The following is a 25,113-nucleotide window of genomic DNA, read 5'->3' on the forward strand; positions in this document are numbered from 1 at the left end:
GCCCCTCACCTTATAGACACATCGACAAAGCCATAACCAACCCAATGTCATTTTTTTAAGACCATGATGGGCACGCTTTGCTTTGCCCATCAACTGGACAACGATAATATTTTTAAGTTAATGGCATTGATTACGCGGTTGAAGAGTCTCTGGAACTGGAACCAAGTGCATAACCAGAAAGTCGAATTTCAGACGGCTTCGTAACATGTTCGAGATCAAGGCTTGCGAAGCCCGAGGAATGAGGCGTAACGCAGATATCGGACATTTTACGAAGCCGTCAAGACTTGCAAAAAAAGCCGATTGATGTCATATGCCATGGCATCAATCGAAAACGCTCCTCGCTCGAAAGACGGGGTGATAAATCAGATTCTTTTCAAGCGAGGTCCTGATGGCGACAAACCACAAACAGAACGTCAAGAAGGCGAAAAAGCAGAAAAAACGCCGGGAAACCCTTAAAAAACAGTCCCGGCCGCGTCCGGCCGAGAGGGTCAAAAGCATTGATGAGGACGTGGACCTGGCCCTTGCCATGATCGAGGAAGGGCATCTGAAACCGGCCGGTGAGATATTAACCCGACTCCGGCGAAAACATCCCCGTCATCCCGTCGTGGCTTACGGACTGGGGGTTCTGGCCTTGTGCCGCGATCAGTTTGCTGTGGCGGTGGAACGGTTCGAAGAGGCCGTCGAGGGTGATCCGGATTGCATGGAAGCCCATTTCAACCTGGCCGTGGCTTACCAGGGCACCCACAACCTGCCGGGCATGGTCCTCGCCTACCGGCACGTGTTCGACCACGGAGAGCCCGACAGTGTGATGGTCATCAAAGCGGCGGAAACCCTCAGCCGATTTGAGCGCACGCTTCGGGAAAAGGAAGGGGTGGGCCTGGCCGAATTCCTTGAAGGGCACGACCATTTTCATCGGGGTCTCGATCTCATGAGCGCCGGAGATTGTGACAAGGCCCGGGAGGCCTTTGTCCAATCGCTGGCGGTCCACCCCCGATCTGTTCAGGCCCTGGGCAATCTGGGGGTTTGTCTGGCGGTTCAGGGCAGACACGCGGAAGCCCTGAATGCCATCGACCAGGCCCTTTCCATCAATCCGGATTACGAACCGGCCCAGGTGCACCGGGCGGTAATCCAAAATCTTAAGGAAGGCACGCCTCTGACCACTGAGGTGAGAATCGCGGATTACAACGAGGAGTATGCCAAAAAAGGCCGGTCCTACGTAGAAGACATACCGGGTTCAGTCACGGAGGCCGGATCCCGTTCGGGCGATCCAACGCCCTGAACGCCCGGCTGTGCCGGTCTCCTGTTCACCGGGCGGCCGTTCCCCCGACCAGAGGGATTCCCGCCTTGAACACGTCGACAATGTAACGCACCAGCTTGCGGACCGTTTCATTTCGGTTTTCGTTCTCTTCCTGGGGATGGTTCCTGAAAAACATGATGGCCCCGAGCACCGAGGCAAAAAAGGCCCGGGAGGTGGTCAGATCCGGCTCGTTGACGCCGGACATCCGAAGCACACGGGTTACCCGGTCGTACAATTCGTTTCGGAAATCGTTGAACTTGGTCAGCAGGTGCTCGGGCATGTTGGCCTCGGTGATCAAAAGACTGATCATCTGAAACGTGGCCTCGCTGTTCATCAGATGACTGAGCATCCGATCCGCCAGGGCCTCCAGGGCCTGCTGGTCGGTATTGCCGCCGGCTGCAATCACATTTTCTTCGAGGATCTGGTCGAGATGGGACAGATCGTGGAGAAAGGCTTCGAGAAACAATTCCTCCTGACTGGGGAAATAGCCGTACAGCGTGGAGGTGGAGACCCCCACTTCCCTGGCGATGTCCGCCATGGAGGTTTTGGTAAAGGTTTTCTTTTCGAACAGACTCAGGGCCGAATCCAGAATGATCTTCTTTCTGAGTGCCCGTTCGTTTTCCCTGAATTTCTGAAATGTTTTTTCCTCTTCCACAGCGCCTCGCATCCGATCGTCCATGGGACGGCCAGGAGCCGTCCGGTCAAAAGGAGGGGCTGACCGAAGCCCCCCCCGTTATTGTTACGTGCATGGACGCTATCCTACTCTATTCCGGGCCGCTTGGCAATTCATGTCATGGAAAAAACACACCACTCCGATGCATCGGCACCTGTCAAACCGTGAACGCACCGACCTTGCCGGACAACTGTCGGGCAAGCCCGGTCAAGGTCCGGGCGCACTGATTGATCGTGTCGCTGTGCGTGAGAATCTCCCCCGAAGCTCTGTCCACATCGCTGATTTCATTTGAAATATCCGACGCGGCATCGGCACTCCGGCTGATCGTTTCATTCACGTCCTGAATTCCCTTGGAGGCATGCCCGATGTTCAGGGCGATTTCACGGGTGGCGGCGGACTGCTCTTCCACCGCCGTGGCAATGGTGGCAATGATATCGTTGATCTCGTTGATGATCTCAGAAACCGTGCCGATCTCATCGACAGATTCCCGGGTCACCGCCTGAATGCCGTCGATTTTCTTTTTGATTTCCTGGGTGGCATCGGCGGTCTGCCGGGACAGTTCCTTGATTTCACCGGCGACCACGGCAAAGCCCTTGCCCGCCTCACCGGCCCGGGCGGCCTCGATGGTGGCGTTCAGGGCCAGCAGATTGGTCTGGCTCGAAATGTCGTTGATCGCCTCGGTGACCTTGCCGATGTCGATGGCCGCCGCCCCGAGCCGGTTCATTTTTTCAGAGGCTTCCGCCGACCGCGTGACCGCCTTGCGGGACACCTCCCTTGCTTTTTCCGAATTCCCGGCAATTTCGTTGATGGTCGATGTCATTTCCTCGGTGGCGGCCGCAACCATGTTGATATTGGACGAGGCTTCCTCCATGGCCTGGGCCACGTGACCGATGTTATCACTCATGCTTCCGGCGGCGGCGGCGACCTTCTCGGTCCGGCTGGTGGTCAGCCGGGTGCTTTCGACCATTTTGCCGGCGACGGCAAGAAGCTCGGTCGATGAATCCCCCACCGACCCGGACGTGGTTTTCGTGTCTTTGATCAGGTCCTGGAGTTTTTCCATGAAGGTGTTGAACCATCGGGCCAGATCGCCGATCTCATCCTGCGCGGTCACCCTCAGACGTTTGGTCAGGTCCCCTTCGCCCTGGGCGATGTCCTTCAACCCGTCCACGACCCGATGGATGGGTTTCAAAATCACCGTGGCGGCAATGCTGTAGACGATGGCAAACACCAGGGCAAGCGCAAGGGCCCCGATCACAATGCTTATGTTTCTGATCCGGTGAACCCCCTTGAGCACCTCGTTCAGGGGGATGCTGACGCCGAAACTCCAGGGCGTTACGGTCCGACCCACGGTAAAGGGCGTGTAGACGAAGATGGACTTCTCGCCGTTCACGCGTGAGGGACGGACTTCGGTATAAAGTGTTCCGTTTTTAACGGCCTCGATCACGCCGCTGCCGTAAGGTTTCTCCGGAAGGTCTTTGATGTTTTTTCCCATGCGCCCGGCATCGGGATGGGAAACGAAAAACCCGCCATTGGAGATGAAAAACCCGTACCCCGACCCGTAGGGTTTGACGGCGCCGACCACCTCATAAAACTTGTCCATGGAAAAATCGATTCCCGCAACCCCCACGATCCTGCCCTTGACCCGGATCGGCACGCAGACCCCCACCAGGGTGATGTCTTTCCCGTCATAATTGAACACCGTGGGTTCATTGAGAAAATCCCTGCCCGTGCGAAAGGGAACCCAGTACCAGGCGCCCACAGGATCCGATTCGTCCTGCATCCCGGTGACGTCCAGCTTGATGCTGCTGCCGGATTTGTGCCAGTAAGGCTGGTAAAGACCGTCGCCGTCACTGCCCGGCTCATTTTTGAATTCGGCATCCCGTCCGTCAAAGGCGTTGGGTTCAAAGGCGGCCCATACCCCGTAAAATGCGGGGTTCTCTTCCATCAGACGTTTCATCACGGCATTGGCCGTCGCCCGGTCCGGCACGGCGTCCCCGGCCTTGATGCCTTCAAGGGTATGGGCCAGAGACCGGGCCACCCCGCTGGCCAGATCCAGCTCGGACTTGATCAGATTGCCGTAGCGATAACCGATTTCCACGGCCAGGGTCCGGGCGTCCTTTTCCGCATTGGCCGTGGACGCACGGGTGATGTAGAAAATGGTGACGACAAAGGCCAGAACGACGGCACCGCACACGGAAAACAGCATTTTTTGCTTGAGCGACAGTTGTTTGAACATAGGCACCTTTTCATGATCATGGTTAAGGGTCGAGGCGATCTCACCACCTGCCGCACCTCCGTCAGTCTGTCCGGCACGCGCCCCGAAAGACGGGGACGGGCACAGCCTTTTGCCGCCCTGGGCAGCGGTGCGTCATGGCGGCGAAAGACAAAACGGCGATGTACGGTGAGAGGATCGTTTTTTTGAACAGAAAAGAAAAATAATTCGCATTTTAACACCCCTGGACAGGGTCGTAAACAGTTTAGATCGTTACGATGAAAAAACAGGAAACGGGCCGACGGACCGTGATTTCGATGCCGTTGCCTTTTTCGCTCAATCGGAACGGTATGTCGGCCCCAAAAACGGCCCGGTCTGCCCGCGACAATAATTCCTGTTGCGTTACGACAAAGATCGTGTATAAATCACAGCATATTGCGGCCCGGCAAGGGCTTTATGTCACACATTCAATCGTTTGGGGGAACCATGCGCACATCGACCGCGACCGTCCGTATCAGCATTCTGAGCACCTTGATCGTCCTTCTGGCGTCTGTCGCCACAGCCGATTACGATACCGTGATCGCCTTCGGCGACAGCCTGACGGACCACGGGGGATTGAACGCCCTTGTGCCAAGCGCCCCCGAGGTCTGGTCCAACGGCGACACCTGGGTCGAGTATTTCGCCGATGAACTTAACGCCGCACTCGATAACAACGCCATCGGCGGGGCCATGACCGAAGGCCACGAAGACGCCGGCATCCAGGCTCAGAATCCGAACCTCGGTCTGACAGGACAGGTGGACACCTACATCGCCGGGGGGCCCGCCTACGTGCCGTCCCGGACCCTTTTCACCATCCTGATCGGCGGCAACGATCTTCTGGAATTTCTCCGGGGCGAATCCTGGACCGACAACCCCATCGCCCTGCTGACCGACGCCATGTCCAATATCCAGACGGCCGTCACCGATCTTTACGACGACGGCGCGACGCATTTTCTGATTCTCAACCTGCCGGATCTTGCCGCCACGCCCCGGTTCAACGCGCTGCCCCCCGACGATATCACCAGCGTCCGGGCGCTGACCCTCAATTTCAACACGGCCCTCGTCACCCTGGTCGGCAACCTTCGAAACAATCTGTCCGGGGCGACCATTCATTATTTCGACACCTACGCCTTCGTCAACGACATGATCGCGGGAAGCTATTTCGCAAACAGCGAAGACAGCTGGTTGACCCTGGACGGTACCTATATGCCCACCGGAGCCACTAACGGCCCCGAAGCGGATTACCTGTTCTGGGACGCCATTCACCCGATGACCCGGGCCCACGAATACCTGGGCAGCCGGGCGGCCCGCAGCGTCATGGCCGCCGAGGAGGGGGATGACGATTCCACCTGTTTCATCACCGGGGTGCTTCATCGGTCCGTCGCGACACCCTCATCGGGCATCGTCCTGGTTCTGATGGGGCTGACCGCCCTTCTCTTCGGGAAAAACCGGCCCTGAAGAAAAAAATACCCGGACGGGTCAATTTTGGGTGGACAACACCATGAAGTCTGCTAAGATGGAAGCGTTTGAAAGCGCGTCTAATGAACAAAACAAGCAGTGCCCGGCCCACACGGCCGTCATCTTACGAGACACGATCAAAAACCAGACGAAACATCACGGTTTCACGGCCCGGCCTGCCGCCCGTTGACTGGTATCATTGTTCTGATAGCCATGGGCGGGCAGACGTTTGAGAGCCAATGCCGTGACGGTTCGGTTCATCCCCTGCTGCGGAGGAAACAATGAAAAAGAGAATCGTGACCCTGGTCCTGCTGTCATCACTCGGTTTCTGCCCGTCCCTGTCGGCCATGTTCCTGATGACCGATTCGGAACTGCAGTCCGCCGTCGGCCAGGCCGGGGTAAGTCTCCAGTTCGATCACATCTACTATGAGCAGACCGTGGGGTCCATCGCCTACACCGACGACAACGGCACCACCGGTGAACCCGGCACGGTGGAGATCAGCGATACCCATATGATCAAAATCTACGACGGCATTATTTCAGCTGCCGATTACGCCGCCAAGTTCCAGGCCGCCACCGGCGTGGCACCCTGGGCCGCCTGGGACAAATTTTCGCCCCTGGTGATCGATGTGGGAACCTGTTCGACCCTGTCCGCCATCGTCGACAACAACCTGGCCACCCTGACCCTGTCCGAGCGCAGCGCCATCATCGACGCCGTCACCATGTCTCCGGATCTGGAAAGCGCCGCCGAACTTCTGGTCAGCACCGGCACCGCAGACGCGATGGATGAGGCCACAACCTTTGTCAAGGCTTTTCAATCCGTAACGGATCCCAATGCCCCCATTCCGAGCCAGACCTTCACCGGCGTTGTGGCAGGCCTGCCCACCCTGATGATCAACACCTCGTTCGAGGAATTTGATGTCGGCGTGGCCAAGGAAGGTGCCATCAACGACGGTAAAAAATTCATCCGCGTCAAACGGGAAGCCAACGTCATGGTTATCCTGAGCGGCACCGCCGAAGTCGCGGCCCATTAACGGACGGGGCGGTCGATCAAACCGCCCACCCTCCTTTTTCAACTCATCCGTGATTTCAGTTTTTCCGACTCCACGTACATAACGGCGTCCAGGGATTGACGCTGGGCCTCGAAGTCTTCGGTGGACCCGGCCTTGTCGAAGCGGATCATATCGCCGTATCTCAAAATCACCCGTGAAAACGGTTTGGGCAGCATGAACCGGTCCCAGCTTCTGAAGTACCAGGCGTTATCCGATGCGATATAAAAAGGAACGATGACGGCGTCCGCCTCCCGGGCCATGCGGATGATGCCCGGTTTCACCTTGAAGGCCGGACCCTGGGGACCGTCGACGATATGGGCGGCCAGGCGGTTCTCCTTTACATGATCGATCATCATCTCCAGCGCTTCCTTGCCGCCCCGGGTGGACGAGCCCCGGACCGTGACCCAGCCGGTTCGATTGGCCACGGCGGCGATGATCTCCCCATCCCTGCTCTGGCTGATCATCAGGCCGGGTTTAAAATGTCGGTAGGTCCTGAAATAACGGATCGCCGAAAAAAACTGCTGGTGGTAGACGCACAGGATCACCCGCCCGCCCTGGCGATAATACGCCTGCCAGGGGGCCTCGTTTTCGACGCGCAGCCGGAACAAAAGGGAATAAAGACGGATGAAACGATACAGGAAACCGTGCATCAACGGGGAATAGTACAGTTTTTTCTTAAGGGCTCTCATGATTCTCCTCATTTAAGGGGTGTCCACGCCGCGGGGTGTGCGGATCAAAGGCTATCTGTCATCGTCTTCCGGCCAACACCGGCGCCCACGACTTTAAACAATATCACAGCGGATGTAAAAAGAATTTTTTGGTCCCCGCGCGGCTCAGCGCCCGTTCAGGGACCAGTCGTAGGAAAGAAACGAAATGCCGACGGGATCATGGAGCAGATCCAGTGAGTCGCCGGGAAAGGAAGCGATCGCATCCGCATAGATTCGCACAAAGGCGTCCAGACTACCGTATCTCGCGCTGAAATCAGACGCGTACCATTGAAACAGGGCGGACAGTTCAACGCGTTTTTTTTGCGGGTTGAACCGGTTTTTCTCTCGATCGGCCAGGAAACCGACCAGCGAGGATTCAAGCAGGTCGCCGATGTTTTCATGGGTGACGGCATCCGTCGCGAGATGCGGACAGCCCCGGGACGCTCGAAACAGCAGAAGGCGGAGCCGGGGATCGGGCGCATCCCCGTCAAGGGCCATAAGACGGTGTTCGACCCCGTTCAACGACAGGGTGCCGTCCAGAAGAGGAATAAATTCAATATCAAAGGGGTCGGTAAACCATCCCCCGATATCCTTGATGGATTCCACCGGGTAATGATCGAGAACGAGACGGATCACAAAAACGTTGTAGGCGTTGATCAGAAAGGCGCGCCTTCGGTTCAGGCTCCAGGCGTCAAAGGTTTCCCGGCTGACCGATGTCATCTGATCCATGAACGTACCCATCAGGGCCCTGTCGTTTTTCATCCCCTCATAATTGACCCGGAAACCGCCCGGCCCGCCGGCCGGGGTCACATGCTTTTTCAGAAGAATGTCCCAGAGTCCGTGATGATGATCAAAGGCCTGGGCGGGGCCGGACAGAACACAAAGTATGATAACGGCCGTTATGGTCAGAATCTTTTTCATTGTTATTCCTCGTTGATTACGCGACCAAATAACCGGGTTACAGGTTTCTGAGGGCATCAGCCCAGGCGACGGAGTCCTTGTACAGATCCGGCAAAACGGTCATATCGAAGCCCAGTTTCCCGGCCAGGGATTCCACCTGCTCCCACTCCCCCGTCTCGAACAGAACCGACAGCCGGAGGAGTCCGGCCAGGGGCCCCCGCTGATAAATCAGGGCCTCCTTGATCGTTTCGGATAATGGCAGGGTATTCATGATCTTTTCCATGGGCTGGTCCAAAATGGCATCGATCAGCGAAAAAAGGCCCAGGGTGAACAGCTCCTGATGGGTTCCCGGTTTTCCGCCAAGGTCCCCCAACCGTTCGCAGAACCGGCCCCGCACGCAGGAAGCAATGGCCAGCTCCGGGGTTCGGCTTGCAGAAAGATTCGCCATGATGATCACGGAGACGAAGCGCCGGAGTTCCTGCTGCCCCAGATAGACCAGGGCGTTCTTGATGGACCGTATCTCCTGAACCCGCTTGAAAAAAGCAGAATTGATATAGCGCAACAGCTTGTAGGAAATGGACACGTCCATGGAAATCCGGCGGGTCACCCGGTCAAAATCAATGTCCGGGGTGTTCACTTCCTTCATCATCTCAAGCAACGTCACGGCCCCGGCGGGGACTTCCCGGCCCGAGACGATTTCGGGTTTGCAGAAAAAATAACCCTGAAACAGCGAAAATCCCATATCCCGAGCCGTCCGGAAATCGTCCCAGGTTTCAATTTTTTCCGCAATGAGACGGACCTTTCGGGGCAGCGTTCCGATCTTTTTCCGGATCTCATCGATGGGGGTGGCCATGAAATCGACCTTGACGATGTCGACCACATCGAAAAACCGCTTCATGGAAGGATCGAACACATAATCATCCAGCGCCAGCAGATAACCTTTCTTTTTCAGGGCGGTGCAGGCCGCCATCACCTCGTCGTCCGGCTCGATGGTTTCCAGGATCTCCACCACCGTGTCCTGGGCCGGAAACATCAGAGGGACCAGATCCACCAGGAGTTTGCGGGTGAAATTGATAAACACGTTCCGGCCGCCGGACAGGGTATCGAGCCCCAGATTGAGAAAAGAACTGGACAAGACCGAGGAGGTCGCATGGTCCCCGTCGATTTTGGGCATGTAGTTGTCCATGCTGTCCCGAAACAAAAGTTCGTAAGCGAACACAGCGCGTTTCCTGTCGAAAATCGGTTGCCTGGCCACATAAATCTGCATCGCTCATTCCCTTTGGGCATCTTGTCGTTTGATCTGTCAACGAACGGCCCGACAGGCGGTTCATCACGGTCCGCCCATCATACGCCGTCATCTTTGGCCTGTCAATAATCCCGCCTCGCAGGGCAGTCGTATGGAACATCTGCAGGGCTCTTATCCGTCCCGATCGGTATCGCCATCGCTGTCGAAACGCTCCGATACCTGTCCTCGAAGAAGTCTGGGGCTGTCGTTTTCGTGGACAAGCGCTTCATGGGTTACCCGGCCTCCGTCCCGAACGCCTGTCTCACCAACATCCAGAGACAGATATGTCTCGCAGGACACAGGCCGATCCGAGGGGGGCGCCTGTTTCAGCATCATTGCCCACGGCAACCGCCACGCCGTCCGGCCGTTAAAGGTACAAGGCACAATTATTGCATTTTTTTTGAACACCTGTTTCCAGGGGGATGATCGTATCAACCATGACGTCCCGTGCGCGAACCAATGTTTTGTGTTGTGGTCTGTTCGATTTTCATGTATTGTGCCAAATCTCCCAACAGGGTAGACAAACAGGCTTCAGCCTGAATTTGACCACCTTCCTTGTTTTACAGGTGGTATAAATGTGAGCATGGAAAGAAGGTATCATGAAAGCATGTGATCCAAATTTCGCACAGGAAATCATGGAGAAATCCAAGACCAATGTGAAGAGCTGTTACAGTTGCATGACCTGTTCGAGCGGGTGTCAGTTTCAGCACATCATGGACGTCAAACCCCACGCCGTCATCCGGATGGTCCAGACCGGGTTCAGGGACGAGGCCCTTTCCGCCTCGGGACCCTGGCTGTGTGTGGGATGCAACACGTGCAGCACCAACTGTCCCAACGCCATTGACATCCCCGCGGTCATGGACGCCCTGCGCCAGACCTCCATCACCGAAAAACGCCCCATTCCCGAGCCCAACATCCTGAACTTTCACTCCGCGGTGCTCCATTCGATCAGGCGTTACGGAAGAACCCACAAACTTGAAATCATGATGCGATACAAACTGGTTCAGCGCGATCTGTTCAGCGATGTGGACCTGGGCCTCCGTATGCTGGCCAAACGCAAGCTTGACCTCACGGCATCCAAAATCAAGGAACTGCCCGAGGTCAAAAAATTATTCAACAAGGCAGGTTAGTGTTTCGATGAGCATCGCCAACCCCATAGACGTGTCCTATTTCCCCGGATGTTCCATGAAAACGTCCGCAAAAGAGAACAACGAGTCGCTCAAGGAATTCTTCAAGACCATCGGCGTCAGACTCGTCGAACTCAACGACTGGAGCTGCTGCGGCAGCACCTCGGCCCATTCGGTAAACACCGATCTTGCCCTGGATCTGGCCACCCGGAACCTGGCCATCGCGCCGCCGGACAGGCCCCTTCTGGTGTCCTGCCCCAGCTGTACCCTTCGTCTCAAGCAGGCCCATCTCCATACCAAACACGACCCCGAACTCCAGGACCGCTTCAGAAAAAAATGGGGCAAACCCTTCAATCCCAATCTGAAGGTCATCCACTATTTTGAACTGCTGGAAGAGATGGACTTTGTCAACATGGACAAGGACATCAAAAAACCCCTGACCGGCCTCAAGTTCGTCCCATACTACGGCTGCATGCTGGCCCGTCCCCCGGAAATGCGCCGCGAAAAAAACTACCACAACCTTCTGGAATCCATTCTGGCGTCCCTGGGGGCCACCCCCCTGGACTGGGGCAGCGGCTCCCGGTGCTGCGGCACCTTTCTGTCGGTGGCCAAGCCCGACGCCATCACCCCCATCGTCAATGAAATCATCCAGAACGGTATCAACACAGGGGCCGACTGCCTGATCACGGCCTGTTCCATGTGCCAGCTGAACCTTGAGATCCGCTGTGACCTGAAGCACCAGATCCCCACCCTGCATTTTTCCGAGGTCCTGTCCCTGGCCATGGGAACCAACAAGTACAAACGGTGGTTCCCCCGTCACCTGGTGGATCCCACCCCCCTGTTGACCCGACTGGGCCTGATCGACTGACCTATCCCGTCAGGCCCCCGTGCACCCCGGCCCGGAAAGCACGCTTTTCCCTCCGGAAACCGGGGTGACGGTGATCCGCACGGGAATGCGCTCGTTCAGGGCAGGAACATGGGAAATCACCCCGATCAGCTTGCCGTCGCCGTGCAGGGCCGAAAGCGCGTCGAGGGCCGTTTCCAGGGTATCCTCGTCCAGACTGCCGAACCCCTCGTCCAGAAACAGTGAATCCACGCGGATATTCCGCCCGGCCATGGCCGACAGCCCCAGGGCCAGGGCCAGGCTGACAATGAAGCTTTCGCCGCCGGACAGGTTCCGGGTCGACCGGATGTCGCCGGCCTGGTAATTGTCGATGACGTTCAGAGAAAGGGGCTGATCCTCATCGCGGATCAGGAGGTAACGGTCCGTCATCTTTTCCAGCCTTCGGTTGGCCTGGGCCACCAGCCGTTCGAAGGTCAGGCCCTGGGCAAAATTACGGAATTTTTTCCCGTCGGCCGATCCGATGAGGCCATGAAGCCGTTCAAATCGTCCACATTCCTCCCGCCGGGCCTCGACGGCGGCCTGCTTTTCGCGGATCCGTTCCCGGGCCGACGCATTTTCCGACAGCCGGTGTCTGAGGCCGACCAGCACCTCTCTGACCTGTTTCAACTCATTGTCGACCTCGACACGCAGGGGGTTCAGCTGATCGAGGGTCAGGGGGGTGAGACACCGGGCGTTTTCCGTCGCCAGGCGTTGTTCCCGATCCGTCCGACGGGCCGACAAAGCGGTGCGCCGCTCATCCAGACGCCGGGCATGAACCCTAAGGGCGTCTTTTTCCGTTTGGGAAAGTCGGGCGGCGGTAAAGGCCGTCTCATCGGAAAAACCGGCGCGTCGCAGCGCCGTCTGAAATTCGGTGTCAAGGGCGTCCAGCTCACCACGCCTCGTGCCGATCCGCTCATCCAGCGCCTTCATGGACACCCGGACGGAATCGAGGCGCATTCGTTCCTCGTCATGGGCGGCCCTTTCCCGCTCGTCCAGCCGTTCGGCCCGGGTCAGGGCCTGATCAAGCCTAAGGGCCTCGGCATCCGGATCACGTTCACCGAACATCTGCGTCCGCTCGTGACGAAGCCCGTCGACCTCGGACCTTAACCTGACCAGACGGTCCCGTTTGTCGGCCAGGGCGGCGGAAAGGGTCTCAAGCACGGCGGCACGTTTTTCCAGATCGCGGTCCAGAGCGACCAGCTGCTTTTCCAGCGCCTCCCGCCGGGCCAGATGATCCCGCCACCGTGTCAGACGGGCTCTCAAGTCACTCTGAAGGGCATCGGGGTCCATGGTGTCCGGCGTCACATTACGGCTTGCCAGATTCTGCCGGATCACCCCGGTCAGATGGGCCTCGCGTTTTCCGAGATCATCAATCATCCGGTCAAGGTCGGCCAGGGCCGTTTCAGCGACGGCGACGGCATGGCCCGCATCGGCTTGGCGTTTTTCACTGTCCGAAAGCCGTTTGCCCGCCGCCTGTTCCTCGGCGGCCAGGGACGCGACGACCCCTTCCAGATCCTCGGCCTGACCGATCAGTCGGGTCAGACGGGCAATGGCCGTCTCCGTCTCGTTTTGCGGAGGAACATTTCCCCGGGCGAAAGGGTGATCCGTCGACCCGCACAGGGGACAGGGGCTGCCGTCCGAAAGACGGTCCCTTTCGGACGCAAGGTCGGCGATGGTTCTCAGAAAGGCCATTTCCCGCATCAGGGTGTCCTTTTCCGTTCGATACTCCCGAAGCAGTCGACCGTCGAGCAGCGCGGCCAGTTCGTTTTTCCGATCGACCAGGCGGCGTCCGATGTCCAGAACCTCCCCGCGTCGTGCCTGTCGATCGGCCACGCAGGCGTCTTTCCGTTTCAGGGCAACATCACAGGCCGCCCGGGCAGCATCGCGCCGGACGACAGCCTCCGAGATCTCCTGCCGCATGTCCCGAAGACGGCCAAGCTGTTCCTCGATCCCGGCCAGCCCGTAAGCCAGCCAGGCGTCGTCGCCGTGTTCATCCAGATAACCGTCACGTTCGGTCAGTTCCTTCTCTGTCTTACGCCGCCGGTCGGTTTCCTGCCGAACCAGGGCCTGCTCCCTGTCAATGCGCGCCTCATCGGCCCGGCATTCGGCGTCGGCCTGGTTGACCATCCGGATCCTGTCGGCCAGCCTCTGATCCAGGGCGCGAACGGACTGGATCACCGGCGACATGGTTTTAACGGCGTCCCTGGCCGTCCGAATCTCGTCCCCGGAACGGGTCAAGGCCGAAAGATGACGCTTAACCGACGCCTCCAGATCGGGCAGGGACCGTCGAAGCGACTCGAGCTCCGCGCCGTCGGCGTCCTGTTGTTTCCGGTGCGCCGTCAGTGTGGCGTAGAGACCGTCCAGGACGGCCGCGCCCTCGGCCCTGACCAGGCGTTCCCGTTCGGGCCGGAAGGCTGCCGTTTCGGCATCCAGGGCCTCGGCTTCGGCGTTCAATTCGCCAAGCTCGCGCTTCAGGGTTTCGATGCGGGTCAGCCAGGCGAGGGCACCGTCGATGTCCGCCAGCCGGGCGGCCAAAGCTGTTTCCCGGGCCCTTTCGGAGTCAACCTCCCTGCCCAGAGCGTCCTCGTCTTCGGGGCTCAGCATCACGATCCCCGCCGTTTCGGCCTGAAGCCGGGCAAGGGCCTCCTTTTCCTCCCTCAGGCGTTCATGGACCCGGCAGGAAATCCGGGTATAGATGTCGGTACCGGTGATCTGTTCGAGAATCCGCGATTTATGCTCCACATCGGCTTTCAAAAAGGTGTCGAAGGCCCCCTGGGCCAGCAGCATGGACCTGGTGAACCGATCGAAATCCATGCCGGTTTTTTCTTCGATCACATCGAGAACCCGGCTTTTCATTGTCTCGATGGGTTTGCCGGTCAGGCCGTCGCTGATTTCATGGCGGGCGTCGGCCAGGTTGCCGTCGGCCTTTTTCCGCGCCCGGTGCTGGTAAAAATGGCAGCGGTAACGACCGGCCTGGGATTCAAACAGCACCTCGGCAAAGCATTCCCCGGTCTGCCGGGTCATGATCTCGTTGCCGCCTTTGGTGATACGGCTGAGTCGCGGGGTGGCCCCGTAGAGGGCCAGACAAAGGGCGTCGAGAACGGTGGATTTGCCCGCGCCGGTGGGACCGGTCAGGGCAAAAATTCCGGCCGATGTATAGGCCGGATCGGTAAAGTCGATGCACCACTCCCCCTGAAGGGAATTGAGGTTTTTGAATCGGAGTTCAAGAATCCGCATGATCCGTCCCAATGCCGTTTAAAACGGAGGTTTTTTTCACGAGGCGTTCCGGTCGTCGTCGTCCAGAGATCTTAAAATTTCCCCATAGGTTTCGGCCAGGAGATCCCGGTCCTCTCCCTCGATGCCGTGGGCGTCAAGGCAGCGGTCGAACACCTCGTTCACATCGAGGTCGTCGAGCCGCTCGTCCTCGGACAGGGTCTGCATCACCCGGTCCGTGACCCGCCGGTTCCGGATTCTCCGGATCTCCAGGTCGCTGCCTGACAGGGCCTGCGCCAGGGCGTCGCGCACATCGCCCGCCGATCTCAGCCCGGTGTAGTCGATTTCAAGCCAGGCCCGACTGCCGTCCTCCTTGAGCCGGCCTATGGCCTCAAGAAGGTGGTCCAGATTGCCCGACAGACGCAACAGGGGCTGAAAACAGGGCACCGGGACCAGGCGGATTGACAGACCGGGCGATGCTGTGCCCGTCTCGACGATCACCACGCTTTTCTCCCGGCGGGCCTCTCCAAAGCCCATGGGAATGGGGGACCCGCTGTAACGGATATGCTCCGCCCCGCCCACGACCTGGGGCACGTGCAGATGGCCCAGGGCCAGGTAGTCGATGGCCGCCGGGAACACCTCCGGCCCCACATGGACCAGGGAGCCGACATACAGATCCCGGACCCCGTCGCCGTCCACGGTTTTCCCTCCGGCGGTGAACAGATGACCCATGGCGATGATGGGAATCGCCTGTTCGGACAGATCCCGCCGTTTTCGTTCGGCGGCGGCCGCCACCTCGGCATAGTGCCGGCGTATCCCCGCCGTCATCTTGATGTTTTTTTCATCGACGCTCTCCCCCGGATCCACCAGGCGGATATCCCGGTCTCGAAGGAAGGGCACGGCACAGACCAGGGCGCCGGGAGCTTCCCCCCCCTCGTCCGACAACACGATCACCTGATCGTCCGGCGAATCGGTGATGGCCCCGATTACATGGACGTTCAGCACCCGGAGCAGTTCCTTGGGCGCATCGAGAAAGGTCGGGGAATCATGGTTCCCGGCGATGATGACCACATGGCGGCAGTATCCGCCCGACACCCGGCACAAAAACCGGTAGTACAGTTCCTGGGCCCTGTTGCCCGGTGTACCGGTATCGAACACGTCGCCTGAAACCAGCAACGCGTCGATCTTTTCGGCGCAAAGAAGGTCGGCCAGCCAGTCGAGAAAAGCCTCAAACTCCTCGTAGCGTTTCCGTCCGTAAAGCGACCGGCCCAGATGCCAGTCCGATGTGTGAAGAAATTTCATGACGACCGCTTCATCCTCTGCGGGTTGATGACACGCGCCCTTCGCCCCTTCAAAACAAGCGTATCACTTTGCTGTCCGGCTGCCTGTGGACCGGAACATCCCTTATACCGACCCGGCTAAACCGTTGCAACGATATTCCGCCGTTTACGAAAAAGGCTCTCAGGGCTGCACGTCGAGTACGAGACGAAACCCGTTATGGGGGCTTTTGAGACCGGGGAAATGCCTCCCCCGATAGGCGGACCGGCTGTGCCGGGCTTCGTCGTACCAGCCCCCGCCGCGCAGGATACGGTAGGAGCCGCAGGTTCCGCCCCGGGGATCGGTCACCGAAAAGGGAGGATAGGTGTCGTAGACATCCCGGCACCATTCGTTGACATTGCCGTGCATGTCATAAAGGCCCCAGGCATTGGGCGGAAACGATCCCACCCTCATCGTCGTCCTGCGGAAAAGACCGCCGTCGCAGACGGCATTCTGCCCGTTGACATTGGCCTGATCCGTGGACAGGCAGGCGCCGAAGGCAAAAGCCGTCAGGGTTCCCGCCCGGCAGGCGTACTCCCACTCCGCCTCCGTGGGAAGACGGTAGGCCTCCCTGCCGTCCATGCAATTGAGTTTCCGGATAAACTCCTGGACATCGTTCCAGGACACGCATTCCACCGGCCAGTCGTCATGGCTCCGCAACAGATCGGTGAAGCGCGACGGATTTTTCCCCGTCACCTGTTTCCACTGGCCCTGGGTCACTTCCGTGGTTTGCATGTAAAACCCGCGGGTGAGGGTCACGGTATGACGCCCCTCGTCCCCATCCCGCCCCGGCTCCGATGGCGGGCTGCCCATGGCAAAGGTCCCCGGGGGGATGTAGACAAAGGTCATGTTCAGGTCATTGGTGACGGCCGGCCGTTCGACCGCCGATGCCCGAACCGCAAAGAGAAGACAGGCCGCCGCCAGACAGGCCGGCACGATAACCGCCGTGATCCATCGCGCCATAACACGTCCCGGGTGAAAACGTTTGTAAGAGCCCCTCCAGGCGACCGGATGCGCCCCCGACGCACATGGTGTTCACCCCGCCGGGTAACGGGTGTTTTGTCAAACGAAAGGCCGCCGCCGTTTTCCGAATGCATAACATATGCTGAACCATTGGTAAACATTCAAAAAAATCATGGACTTCATAAAAAAACGTGTCGAAAACGCCCCGTGATGGGTATGATATTCCTCTGATTTTTTAGTGCGTTTGTTTCGACCTTGTGTTACGACGTAACGACACAATCATCCGCATCCGGCGATTGGGAGGTAATCATGAACCACTGGCTGATGAAAAGCGAACCCGACGCGTTCTCCATCGACGACCTGAAGGCCCGGCCCGATGCAACCGAGCCCTGGGACGGGGTTCGGAACTACCAGGCCCGCAACATGATGCGGGATCAGATGGAACCGGGCGACCTGGCTTTTTTCTATCATTCCAACTGTAAGGTTCCGGGCATCGTCGGCATCATGGAGATCGTGCGCGGGGGCTACCCCGACCCCACGGCCTTCGACCCGTCAAACCCCCATTTCGATGCAAAAAGCGACCCGGCCCGGCCCCGCTGGTTCATGGTCGATGTCCGGTATGTCCGCCACACGGACCGGGTCATTCCCCTGTCCGAACTCAAGGACGACCCGGCCCTTGCCGCCCTGCCCCTGGTGCGCAAAGGCAACCGTCTGTCGGTAATGCACGTGTCCGACGCCGCATGGCGTCACATCCTGTCGATGGAAACGAAATGACCCTGTGCCGACGAATTGCCGCCCTGACCGCGGTTGTCCTTTTGTCCGGCTGCGGGGCCATGTTCACGCCCAAGGCCCGGCCCCCGGTCGCCGACACCCTGCCCGGGGCCTATTCCCTTTACACCGACGGCGATCCCGGACCCGGGCCCTTCTGGACGGCCTTCGGCAGCGAGGAACTCAACAGGCTGATCGACGAAGCCCTTTCCTCGAGCTTCGATATCCGGACCGCCCGGACCCGGCTCAATCAGGCCGACGCCGCCCTGCGAAAGGTCGGAGCCGACCTGATCCCGTCGGTCATGGCCGAGGCCGGAGCCGCACGCCGACGGACACGGACCGAAACGGACGGCACCCCGGCCCGCACCGTCGACAGCCGGTCGTTTTCCGCCGGCCTGACCGCCGCCTACGAGCTGGATGTCTGGGGACGCCTTTCCGCCTTGCGAAAGGCCGAGTTCGCGAATTACGAGGCGGCCCGGGAAGATCTGGACACGGCGGCCCTCACCGTGGCCTCGGCCGTGGTCACCACCTGGATCGACATCTTGTCGGCACGACGGCAAATCGCCCTTCTTGCCGAACAGATCACCATCAACCGTCAGCTTACGGATCTCCAGGTGTTCCGGTTTTCCCAGGGCAAGGCCTCGGCCCTTGAGGTGGCCCAGCAGCGTCAGGTTCTGGCCGCGGCAAAGGCCCGCATGCCCCGGCTTCAACTGGTCGAAACCCAGAGTCTCCAGGCCCTGGCCTTTCTGCTGGGACGGTCCGACCCCCGGAGCCTTTCCCTTTCCCCGGGTGATCTTCCGGCCCTGATTCCCCTGCCCCCCACCGGACTGCCCGCCGACCTCCTTTCGACCCGTCCCGATGTGCGGGCGGCGGGACTGAAGCTTCAGGGCGCCGACTTCCGCATCGCGGCGGCCCGGGCAAACCGCCTGCCGTCGCTGACCCTGTCCGCCGGGATCACCTTTGCCGCCGACTCGACCGACCTGGTGTTCCAGAACTGGATCGCCGGCCTGGCCGCCGGTCTGACCGGCCCGCTGTTCGACGGAGGCGCCCGAAAAGCCGAGGTGGACCGGCAGCGGGCCCTGGCCGACGAGACCCTTACCGCCTATGCCAAAACCGTGGCCCGGGCCATCCGGGAGGTTGAAGCCGGATTGTCCGCCGAACAACGCCAAAAGGAATACCTTACCCTTCTGGCCGCCCAGCTCGACGCCGCCCGCCTGACCATGGCCGGGGCCCGATCCCGGTATCTCAACGGCCAAAACACCTATCCGGATTACCTGACGGCCTGGTCCGGGGTCCAGGACCTGGAAATGCGGCTCATTGACGAAAACGCCTCACTGATCCGCAACCGCGTGGCCCTGTACAAGGCCCTGGGCGGAGACTGGGCCCGGACCCTGGTCCGGCATCCCGACAAGAACCCGGCGGACACCGGCGGCGATTCACACCCTGAAACGGCATCAGCACCCGATGCCGACTGATCACACCGTGGAGCACATGATGACGACCGAGCACCCCGACCACCGCACCCGATCCGTTAAGACCGCCCGTGTTTTGATCCCGATCCTGTTCATCGCCGCCGGGGTTCTGGCCTTTGTCGTTTTCAAGGCGTCTGCCCCAGCCATCGTCCGTACCCCGCCCAAACGGGAGATTCCCCGGGTCCGGACGATGACGGTGCAATCCGGCGACGTCACCGTCACGATATCCGCCATGGGCACGGTGATTCCCTTCCGCCGGGTGACCGTCAGATCCCGGGTGTCCGGCGAGGTCGCACAGGTCTCAGGCGCCTTTGTTCCCGGCGGACGGATCGACCGGGGCGGCCTGATTCTTCGCCTGGACGACACCGACCATCTGATCGCCGTGTCCCGTGCGCAAAGCGCCCGGGACAGCGCCCGTGCAGCCCTTTCTCTCGAAGAAGGAAACCAGGCCGTGGCCCGGGAGGAGCTCCGCCTGCTGGCCGACCTTGGCACCGCGCCCGCCGAACCCTCGGAGCTGATTCTGAGAAAACCCCAGCTCGACCAGGCCCGGGCCGCCCTTGCCGCTGCGGAAGCCGAACTCCGTCTGGCCGAACTCAACCTGTCGCGAACCCAGATCACGGCCCCCTTCAACGCCCTGGTGCTGGACCGCCAGGTCAACCTGGGATCCTATGTCAATGCCCAGGACAGCCTGGCCACCCTGGTCGACGCCGACACCTTCTGGGTCGAGGCCGCGGTACCCATAGACGACCTGGCCCGGTTCGGCTCAACACCCGCCGAAGGCGCCCCGGCGCGCATCCGGTCCCAGACCGGGGCAGCCGAGTTTCCGGCCGCAGTGGTCCGGACGGCCGGAAACCTCAGCGGTACCGGCCGCATGGCCACCGTGATCCTTTCCGTAAAAAATCCCCTGGGCGACGGGACACACCGCCTTTTCATCGACGATTACGTATCGGTCTCCATCGAGGCAGGCACCCTCACCGGCGTGTGCGCCCTTCCCCGATCCGCCCTGCAGGACAACGACACGGTCCTTATCTACGAGAATGACCGCCTTTCCATCCGGCCCGTGACGCCGGTGTTCAGGTCGGGTGAGACCGTCTACATCGGCGAAGGCCTGAATGGCGGTGAATCGGTGATCCTTTCCGGCCCGGCCCATCCGGTGGACGGCATGGCCGTGGAACAAGCAGGCGTCGCAGACATGCCCGAGTCGGAGGACAAACGATGAAACAGGGCAAGTCCCAGCACGGCCCCCTGGCCTTTATGGCGGGCAACCAGGTGGTGGCCAACCTCCTGATGGCCCTGTTTCTCGTCGGGGGGGTCATCCTCTTCGGCCGCCTCAAACAGGAGGTCTTTCCCGATTTCACGATTGACGTGGTGACCGTCACCGTGCCTTACCCCGGCGCCAGTCCCGATGAAGTGGAAAGCGGCATCGTTCTGGCCGTGGAAGAAGCCGTCGAAGGCATAGAGGGCATCGACCGGATCACGTCCATGGCCCTCGAGGGTGTGGCAAGCATCTCCGTGGAGGCCATGGACGGCACCGATATGGCCCGCCTCCGCCAGGAAATCACCAGCGAGGTCGACCGCATCACCACCTTTCCCGATGAATCCGAAGACCCCCAGGTCGCCCTGGCCGCCCACAAGCGCGGGGTGATGACCCTGGCCCTGTCCGGCGCCGCCTCCGAATTGACCCTGCGGGCCCTGGCCGATCAGGTTCGCGATGAGCTTTTGTCAAATGAATCGATCACCCAGGTCGACCTGACCGGGGTCCGGGACCTGGAAATCACCGTGGAAATGGCCCAGGCCGCGCTGCGCCGCTTCGGCCTCACCCTGGAGGACGTGGCCGGAACCCTTTCCCGGGCCTCGGTGGACATGGGCGGCGGCCGGCTGAAAACCCCGGGCGGGGACATTCTGGTGCGGGTCAAGGACCGCCGCGACGAGGCCGGTCAGTTCGCACACATTCCCCTTCTGACCGGGCCGGACGGGTCCCGAGTCCTTTTGGGCGACGTGGCCCGGGTCCGGGAGGGGTTCGAGGACAGCAACGTCTGGGCCTCGTTCAACGGCAGCCCCGCCGTGATGATCGATATTCACCGGGTGGGCGACCAGACCCCCACCGATGTGGCCGACGCCGCAAAAAAAACCGTCGAACGCCTGAACCGGTCCCTGCCCCGGGGCGTTTCGCTGACGATCCTCCAGGATTATTCCGACGTCTATATCCAGCGGGCCGAGCTTCTGGTGAAAAACGCCTGGCTGGGCCTGATCCTGGTGTTCGTGTGCCTTGCCCTGTTTCTGGAAATCCGGCTGGCCTTCTGGGTGAGCCTGGGGATCCCCATTTCCTTCCTGGGGTCTTTTCTGGTGTTGTCGGCCGCCGATTTTTCCATCAACATGATCAGCATGTTCGCCTTCATCGTCACCCTGGGTATCGTGGTCGACGACGCGGTGGTGGTCGGCGAAAACATCTACCATTACAGGCAAAAAGGATTGACCCTCTTCGACGCCGCCGTGGCCGGGGTCCGCGAGGTGGCCATGCCGGTGGTGTTCAGCGTGCTGACCAACATGGTGGCCTTTCTGCCGATGATGTTCATCCCCGGCGTCATGGGCAAGATTTTCAAGGTCATTCCCGTGGTGGTCACCGCCGTGTTCGCGATCTCGCTGATCGAAAGTCTGTTCATCCTCCCGGCCCACCTGGCCCATGGCAGGCGCACCTTATCCGTGTTTCCCTTTCCCCTGATTGAACGGTTCCAGAAACGGTTCAGCCTGGCCTTCGAGGATTTCGTGAGAAACGCTTACGGAAAGACCCTGGAGCGCATGCTCGCCCGGCGTTACAGCGTGACGGCCTTCGGCATCGCCCTGATGCTCGCGACCGCCGGGTATGTTTCCTCGGGCCGCATGGGCATGGTGATGTTTCCCGTGGTGGAATCCGATTTCGCCTACTGCGCCGCCACCCTGCCCTACGGGAGTTCCAAAGAGCGCCTGGCCGACGTGGAGCGGCGTCTGGTCGACGCCGCCGCCCGGGTTGTTGACGAACACGGCGGGCCCACCCTGTCCCGGGGCATCCTGAGCAACGTGTCCGACAACACCGTCACCGTCCGGCTGTTCCTGACCGACGCCGAAACCCGGCCCCTGCCCACCGCCGCCGTCACCCGGCTGTGGCGATCCGCAGCCGGCAGACTGACCGGCCTTGAAACCATCCGGTTCGAATCCAACATGGGCGGTCCGGGTTCGGGCAAGAACCTGACCGTCATGCTCAGCCACCGGGACAAGGACATTCTCGAAGCCGCCGGGGAGGACCTGTCCGAACAGCTGGGCTCCTTTGCCGGCGTTCAGGACATCGATGACGGCTCGGCCCGGGGCAAGCGCCAGTACGACATCCGCCTCAAACCCCTGGGCGAACGCATGGGCCTGACCTCCCGCAGCGTGGCCCTCCAGATCCGACACGCCTTCCAGGGCGCCGAGGCCCTCAGACAGCAGCGCGGACGCAACGAAATCACCGTACGCGTCAGCCTGCCCGAAGAAGAACGGGCCACCGAAGCGACGCTGGAAACCCTGATCCTCCGGACCCCCACCGGCGAAGTGGCCCTTAGCGACGCCGTGTCCCTGACCCAGGGCCGGGCGTACACCGCCATCACCCGCACCGACGGCAGGCGGGTCATTTCCGTGACCGCCAACGTCAGCCCCGCGTCCCGAACCGAGGCCATGCTGGTCGAACTGAAAAAAAACCTGCTGCCGGAGCTGATCAGACGCCACCCGGGCCTTTCCTTCAGTTTCGAAGGGCACCAGGCGGAAATCCGCAAAAGCATCGGCTCCCTGATCACGGGCCTTTCCCTGGCCCTGTTCGGCATTTTCGCCCTTCTGGCCATTCCTTTCAAAAGCTACGCCCAGCCCCTGATCATCATGGCCAGCATTCCCTTCGGCATGATCGGGGCCGTCCTCGGCCATGTGCTGATGGGCTATTCCCTGTCGGTGATCAGCCTGTTCGGCGTGGTGGCCCTGGCCGGGGTGGTGGTCAACGGCGCCCTGGTGCTGATCGATTTCACCAACCGGCTGGTCGCCCGGGGCGCATCTCCTGCGGCGGCGGTCCGGGACGCCGGCATCCAGCGGTTCCGTCCCATCCTGCTGACCACCCTGACCACCTTCGGCGGGCTGACGCCCATGATCTTCGAAACCTCCCGCCAGGCCCGGATGATGATCCCCATGGCCATCTCCCTGGGGTTCGGGGTGTTGTTTTCGACCCTGATCACCCTGGTTCTGGTCCCGTCGTTATACCTGATTCTCGAGGATGTCCGGCAATGGCGGCAAAAAAATCAACTTGACTCATCATTGTCCGACGGGTAGTATTTTGAGCGTTCACGACGACACTGAAATCATGACTCACGGCAAGGTCTTGACGTCCATTCCCCTCTGATACCGAACGGTTGCACGTGAAGCAGCCCGCCATGGGATTGACCCGGACATCACCTTGGCCCAAAAGGAGATCCCTGTGATACATCCAGGCCGGGCGGCCCCCGTATTGACTGTTTTTCTTCTCTGTCTGATCCTGACCGCCTGCCCTCAGGCTCCGCCGGAATCCCTGGACGTGACCCTGGCCCACGACAAAGGCAATCTTCCGATGTTTCAGGAAAATTTCATCAAACAGGGCGAAACGGCACGAAAGGCCATTGGTGTGGGGATCCATGCGGTGCCCTCGATCACCCCGGATCTGTTCCGGCATCAGATGATGGCCGGTCTGCCCACGGATCAGGCGCCGGAGCTGTTCGTCTGGTGGTCTTCATTCCGCGCCAGGGAACTGGTTGACCACAATTTCGTCACCGACCTGACGGACGTGTGGGACAAATACGCCGACGATTATTCCCCGGACATGCGGGCCGCCTTCACCGTCGACGGCAAGGTTTACGGCTTTCCCTACGTGGTCGAATACTGGCCGGTCTGGTACAACCGAAAGATCTTTGACCGCCTGGGCCTTCACGCCCCGACCACCTGGCCCGAATTCATCGCCGTCTGCGAACGGTTGAAGGCGGCGGGAGTCACACCGATTCTTTCCTCCCTCCAGAATTCCTGGCCGGCCTTCATCTGGTTCGAGGAAATGCTGATCGGTGAGGATCCGGCCCTGTACGAAGGCCTGTGCCGGGGCACCACGGCGTACACCGATCCCCGGGTCATCAAGGCCTGCCGGGTGTGGAAGGGCATGATCGACAAGGGGTACTTCACCGACCCCTCGGTCAACATGCTGACCAACGGCGGTCACCTGTGGAACAGCGAATCCTGCGCCATGACCCTTTGCGGCACCTGGTATTATTCCAGCGTGCTGACGGCCCAGGGCGTCGACGAGAAGGACATCGGCTGTTTCATTCTGCCCTCTCACAATCCCGCCGCCGGAAACAACATCGTCTTCGAGGTGGGGCCGATCTTCACCGCAAAAAACGCCCCCCATGCCGACGCGGCCCGTCGCCTGGCCGACTGGTGGATGAGCCCCCGGGGGAACGCGTCCTTTGCGACGGTGCACCAGTCCTGCCCGGCCAACCGGAAGGCCGATACGGACTATCTGCCGCCGATCAAGCGTGACCTCCTTGACCGGATCCGGGCCGACGGTTACCGCCTGCTGAACCGCTACTGGGAAGCCACCCCAACACCCATCAGCGAAGCCGCCGTTCTCAAGCTCGGTGAATTCATCCTGAAGCCGGACAGCCTGGAGCAGGTGCTTTCCGACATCGAGACCATCGCCGAAGCCCACCGTGCCGGAGAAACCCCATGACCGG

18 protein-coding genes are annotated in these 25,113 nt (G+C 60.3%); 10 read left to right on the forward strand and 8 right to left on the reverse strand.

The genetic code is table 11. From position 1 onward, the window contains the following. Nucleotides 1–388: 388 nt before the first annotated feature. The gene (locus tag ACYQ11_RS15425) at nucleotides 389–1,279 is read left to right on the forward strand and encodes a tetratricopeptide repeat protein (RefSeq protein WP_459924703.1); all 891 of its coding nucleotides are present in this window, start codon (nucleotides 389–391) and stop codon (nucleotides 1,277–1,279) included. 25 nt (nucleotides 1,280–1,304) lie between these two features. Here the strand turns inward: ACYQ11_RS15425 and ACYQ11_RS15430 are convergent, their stop codons facing one another. Together ACYQ11_RS15430 and ACYQ11_RS15435 are read right to left on the reverse strand one after the other, a co-directional pair. Further along, the gene (locus ACYQ11_RS15430) at nucleotides 1,305–1,964 is read right to left on the reverse strand and encodes a TetR/AcrR family transcriptional regulator (RefSeq protein ID WP_459924704.1); all 660 of its coding nucleotides are present in this window, start codon (nucleotides 1,962–1,964) and stop codon (nucleotides 1,305–1,307) included. A gap of 163 nt (nucleotides 1,965–2,127) precedes the next feature. Then, nucleotides 2,128–4,206: a methyl-accepting chemotaxis protein gene (locus tag ACYQ11_RS15435; RefSeq protein WP_459924705.1), complete on the reverse strand. Its 2,079-nt coding sequence runs from the start codon at nucleotides 4,204–4,206 to the stop codon at nucleotides 2,128–2,130. Between the two features lie 462 nt (nucleotides 4,207–4,668). Here ACYQ11_RS15435 and ACYQ11_RS15440 point away from each other — a divergent pair, with 462 nt between their 5' ends. Together ACYQ11_RS15440 and ACYQ11_RS15445 are read left to right on the forward strand one after the other, a co-directional pair. Next, the gene (locus ACYQ11_RS15440) at nucleotides 4,669–5,679 is read left to right on the forward strand and encodes an SGNH/GDSL hydrolase family protein (protein ID WP_459924706.1); all 1,011 of its coding nucleotides are present in this window, start codon (nucleotides 4,669–4,671) and stop codon (nucleotides 5,677–5,679) included. Between the two features lie 281 nt (nucleotides 5,680–5,960). Beyond that, complete coding sequence (locus ACYQ11_RS15445; protein ID WP_459924707.1) at nucleotides 5,961–6,713, forward strand: DUF6160 family protein; 753 nt, start codon at nucleotides 5,961–5,963, stop codon at nucleotides 6,711–6,713. 38 nt (nucleotides 6,714–6,751) lie between these two features. Here ACYQ11_RS15445 and ACYQ11_RS15450 read toward each other — a convergent pair whose 3' ends face one another. The 3 genes from ACYQ11_RS15450 to ACYQ11_RS15460 all read right to left on the reverse strand — a co-directional run bounded on the left by ACYQ11_RS15450 (nucleotide 6,752) and on the right by ACYQ11_RS15460 (nucleotide 9,605). After that, nucleotides 6,752–7,420: a lysophospholipid acyltransferase family protein gene (locus tag ACYQ11_RS15450; RefSeq protein ID WP_459924708.1), complete on the reverse strand. Its 669-nt coding sequence runs from the start codon at nucleotides 7,418–7,420 to the stop codon at nucleotides 6,752–6,754. A 144-nt stretch (nucleotides 7,421–7,564) separates the two neighbouring features. Further along, nucleotides 7,565–8,359: a DUF547 domain-containing protein gene (locus ACYQ11_RS15455; protein ID WP_459924709.1), complete on the reverse strand. Its 795-nt coding sequence runs from the start codon at nucleotides 8,357–8,359 to the stop codon at nucleotides 7,565–7,567. A gap of 37 nt (nucleotides 8,360–8,396) precedes the next feature. After that, nucleotides 8,397–9,605 (reverse strand): EAL and HDOD domain-containing protein, encoded by a 1,209-nt coding sequence (locus ACYQ11_RS15460; RefSeq protein ID WP_459924710.1) that lies wholly within the window; start codon nucleotides 9,603–9,605, stop codon nucleotides 8,397–8,399. A gap of 653 nt (nucleotides 9,606–10,258) precedes the next feature. Here ACYQ11_RS15460 and ACYQ11_RS15465 point away from each other — a divergent pair. Then, nucleotides 10,259–10,753 (forward strand): 4Fe-4S dicluster domain-containing protein, encoded by a 495-nt coding sequence (locus tag ACYQ11_RS15465; RefSeq protein ID WP_459924711.1) that lies wholly within the window; start codon nucleotides 10,259–10,261, stop codon nucleotides 10,751–10,753. Nucleotides 10,754–10,760: 7 nt separating this feature from the next. After that, on the forward strand, nucleotides 10,761–11,618 hold the full coding sequence (locus tag ACYQ11_RS15470) for a CoB--CoM heterodisulfide reductase iron-sulfur subunit B family protein (RefSeq protein WP_459924712.1): 858 nt from the start codon (nucleotides 10,761–10,763) through the stop codon (nucleotides 11,616–11,618). 9 nt (nucleotides 11,619–11,627) lie between these two features. On the opposite strand, the gene ACYQ11_RS15475 is transcribed toward ACYQ11_RS15470, so the two are convergent. The 3 genes from ACYQ11_RS15475 to ACYQ11_RS15485 form a co-directional block, all read right to left on the reverse strand. Beyond that, nucleotides 11,628–14,870: an AAA family ATPase gene (locus ACYQ11_RS15475; protein ID WP_459924713.1), complete on the reverse strand. Its 3,243-nt coding sequence runs from the start codon at nucleotides 14,868–14,870 to the stop codon at nucleotides 11,628–11,630. Between the two features lie 36 nt (nucleotides 14,871–14,906). After that, nucleotides 14,907–16,148, reverse strand: a complete 1,242-nt coding sequence (locus ACYQ11_RS15480; RefSeq protein ID WP_459924714.1) for an exonuclease SbcCD subunit D C-terminal domain-containing protein — start codon at nucleotides 16,146–16,148, stop codon at nucleotides 14,907–14,909. A 159-nt stretch (nucleotides 16,149–16,307) separates the two neighbouring features. Beyond that, nucleotides 16,308–17,126 (reverse strand): formylglycine-generating enzyme family protein, encoded by an 819-nt coding sequence (locus ACYQ11_RS15485; protein ID WP_459924715.1) that lies wholly within the window; start codon nucleotides 17,124–17,126, stop codon nucleotides 16,308–16,310. Nucleotides 17,127–17,435: 309 nt separating this feature from the next. On the opposite strand from ACYQ11_RS15485, the gene ACYQ11_RS15490 reads away from it, so the two are divergent. The 5 genes from ACYQ11_RS15490 (at nucleotide 17,436) to ACYQ11_RS15510 (ending at nucleotide 25,109) form a co-directional block, all read left to right on the forward strand. Continuing rightward, the gene (locus ACYQ11_RS15490; RefSeq protein WP_459924716.1) at nucleotides 17,436–17,900 is read left to right on the forward strand and encodes an EVE domain-containing protein; all 465 of its coding nucleotides are present in this window, start codon (nucleotides 17,436–17,438) and stop codon (nucleotides 17,898–17,900) included. Beyond that, the gene (locus tag ACYQ11_RS15495) at nucleotides 17,897–19,369 is read left to right on the forward strand and encodes an efflux transporter outer membrane subunit (RefSeq protein WP_459924717.1); all 1,473 of its coding nucleotides are present in this window, start codon (nucleotides 17,897–17,899) and stop codon (nucleotides 19,367–19,369) included. Before ACYQ11_RS15490 ends, ACYQ11_RS15495 begins: the two co-directional genes overlap by 4 nt. Before the next feature lie 16 nt (nucleotides 19,370–19,385). Then, the gene (locus ACYQ11_RS15500; protein ID WP_459924718.1) at nucleotides 19,386–20,585 is read left to right on the forward strand and encodes an efflux RND transporter periplasmic adaptor subunit; all 1,200 of its coding nucleotides are present in this window, start codon (nucleotides 19,386–19,388) and stop codon (nucleotides 20,583–20,585) included. After that, nucleotides 20,582–23,692: an efflux RND transporter permease subunit gene (locus ACYQ11_RS15505; RefSeq protein ID WP_459924719.1), complete on the forward strand. Its 3,111-nt coding sequence runs from the start codon at nucleotides 20,582–20,584 to the stop codon at nucleotides 23,690–23,692. The genes ACYQ11_RS15500 and ACYQ11_RS15505 overlap by 4 nt, the downstream gene beginning before the upstream one ends. 145 nt (nucleotides 23,693–23,837) lie before the next feature. Further along, nucleotides 23,838–25,109 carry an ABC transporter substrate-binding protein gene (locus tag ACYQ11_RS15510; protein ID WP_459924720.1) on the forward strand — a complete coding sequence of 424 codons (1,272 nt, stop codon included), beginning with the start codon at nucleotides 23,838–23,840 and terminating at the stop codon, nucleotides 25,107–25,109. The last annotated feature ends 4 nt before the right edge of the window (nucleotides 25,110–25,113 follow it).

It is taken from the genome of Desulfatiferula olefinivorans (genome assembly GCF_054657895.1).